The sequence below is a fragment of the Mycobacterium sp. IDUB_21 genome, from assembly GCF_055419425.1.
Genome location: NZ_JBVAXQ010000028.1, coordinates 1 through 2,216, shown reverse-complemented (window position 1 = coordinate 2,216; position 2,216 = coordinate 1). Strand labels below are relative to the sequence as shown.

The following is a 2,216-nucleotide window of genomic DNA, read 5'->3' as shown; positions in this document are numbered from 1 at the left end:
TGTCGACGGCACGTGAAAACTGACCCCGGTGCGGCAACTGAATTTTGACCCCCTGACCCGGTGTCCTGGCTCTAGTCGAGCCAGGAAGGGATCACAAAGGGGATGCTGTCAGTGGAAGATTGGGCAGAGATTCGTCGATTGCACCGGGCTGAGCAGATGCCGATCAAGGTCATCGCCCGGGTGATGAAGGTCAGCAAGAACACGGTGAAGTCGGCGTTGGCCGCCGACGAGCCGCGCAAGTATCAACGGGCGCCGCGGGGTTCGATTGTTGATGAGGTCGAGCCGCGGATCCGCGAGCTGCTGGCGGTGTATCCGAGGATGCCGGCGACGGTGATCGCTGAGCGGATCGGCTGGACCCGCTCGATCCGGGTGCTCTCAGGGCGGGTGGCTGAATTGCGGCCGGTGTATCTGCCAGCGGATCCGGCCTCGCGCACCGCCTATGTGGCCGGGGAGATCGCCCAGTGCGATCTGTGGTTCCCGCCGATCGAGTTGCCGGTGGGGTTCGGTCAGTTGCGCAGACCCAAGCAGCTGCCGGTGTTGACCATGATCTGTGGCTATTCGCGCTGGCTGATGGCGGTGCTGATCCCGACGCGGCACGCGCAGGACCTGTTCGCTGGGTGGTGGCAGTTGATCGCCGGGCTGGGCGCGGTGCCCCGGACGCTGGTCTGGGACGGCGAAGGCGCGATCGGGCGCTGGCGCGCCGGTCGGGCGGAGCTGACCGGCGAATGCCAGGCGTTTCGCGGGGTGTTGGCGGTCAAGGTGATCATCTGCCGGCCCGCAGACCCCGAAGCCAAGGGCCTCATCGAGCGCTTCCACGACTACCTGGAACGCTCGTTTCTGCCCGGCCGCACTTTCACCGGCCCGGCCGATTTCAACGCCCAGCTGACCGACTGGCTGGCTGTGGCCAACACCCGGCACCGCCGAGCGCTGGGGTGCGCGGCCACCGATCGCATCGAGGCCGACCGGGCGGCGATGCTCGCGCTGCCGCCGGTGGGCCCGGCCACCGGCTGGTGTTCATCGCTGCGGCTGCCGCGTGATCACTACGTGCGCCTCGATGGCAACGACTACTCGGTGCATCCGGGCGCGGTCGGGCGCCGGGTGCTGGTGCGTGCCGACCTTGAACGGGTACGGGCGTTTTGCGATGGGCAGCTCGTTGCTGATCACGAACGCATCTGGGCCAAGCATCAAACCCTGTCCGACCCTGTTCACGTCGAGGCGGCGAAGGTGTTGCGCCGCAAGCATCTCAACGCAGCACGGCCCATGCGGGAGCCAGAAGTGGCAGCCCGCGACTTGACCGACTACGACAAGGTGTTCGGGATCGATTTCGATGGTGGGGTGGCCTGATGGCCACTGCCAAGACCGCCACCGGCCACCGGGATGTGACCAGCGAGGTCGCCTACCTGACCCGCGCACTCAAGGCGCCCACGCTGCGCGAATCGGTCAGCCGCCTAGCCGAGCGGGCCCGAGCCGAGAACTGGAGCCACGAGGAATACCTGGTGGCCTGCCTGCAGCGCGAAGTATCGGCCCGCGAATCCCATGGCGGCGAGGGCCGCATCCGCGCCGCACGTTTCCCGGCCCGTAAATCATTGGAGGAGTTCGACTTCGACCACGCTCGCGGACTCAAACGCGACACCATCGCCCATCTTGGCACCCTGGATTTCGTCGCCGCCAAAGACAACGTCGTGTTCCTAGGCCCGCCCGGCACCGGCAAGACACACCTGGCCATCGGACTAGCGATACGGGCCTGCCAGGCCGGCCACCGAGTGCTGTTTGCCACCGCCGCCGAATGGGTCGCCCGACTGGCCGAGGCACATCACGCCGGACGCATCCAGCACGAACTGACCCGACTGGGTCGCTACCCACTGCTGGTCATCGACGAGGTCGGCTACATCCCGTTCGAACCCGAGGCCGCCAACCTGTTCTTCCAACTGGTATCAGCCCGCTACGAACGCGCCAGCCTCATCGTCACCAGCAACAAAGCCTTCGGGCGCTGGGGCGAAGTCTTCGGCGACGACATCGTGGCCGCAGCCATGATCGACCGCCTCGTCCACCACGCCGACGTCATCACCTTGAAAGGAGACAGCTACCGACTCAAAGACCGCGACCTGGGCCGCACACCTGCGACCACGACCACCGAGGACTAATCACCAAACCGGCCCAAGGGGGTCAACTTTCGCCTGCCGCCAGGGGGTCAGATTTCACCCGCCGTTGACACG

At 66.3% G+C, this 2,216-nt stretch carries 2 protein-coding genes; both read left to right on the top strand.

Annotated features, from left to right (window positions below; genetic code table 11):
- The first annotated feature begins 102 nt into the window (after positions 1-102).
- Positions 103-1,344 carry an IS21 family transposase gene (gene istA, locus ACZYY4_RS22970; protein ID WP_225397490.1) on the top strand — a complete coding sequence of 414 codons (1,242 nt, stop codon included), beginning with the start codon at positions 103-105 and terminating at the stop codon, positions 1,342-1,344.
- Complete coding sequence (gene istB / locus ACZYY4_RS22965) at positions 1,344-2,144, top strand: IS21-like element helper ATPase IstB (protein ID WP_225397491.1); 801 nt, start codon at positions 1,344-1,346, stop codon at positions 2,142-2,144. The genes istA and istB overlap by 1 nt, the downstream gene beginning before the upstream one ends.
- Positions 2,145-2,216 lie beyond the last annotated feature (72 nt).

Coding starts and splice junctions, on each gene's coding strand:
- istA (WP_225397490.1), top strand. CDS start 103: ATGCTGTCAGTGGAAGATTGGGCAGAGATTCGTCGATTGCACCGGGCT.
- istB (WP_225397491.1), top strand. CDS start 1,344: ATGGCCACTGCCAAGACCGCCACCGGCCACCGGGATGTGACCAGCGAG.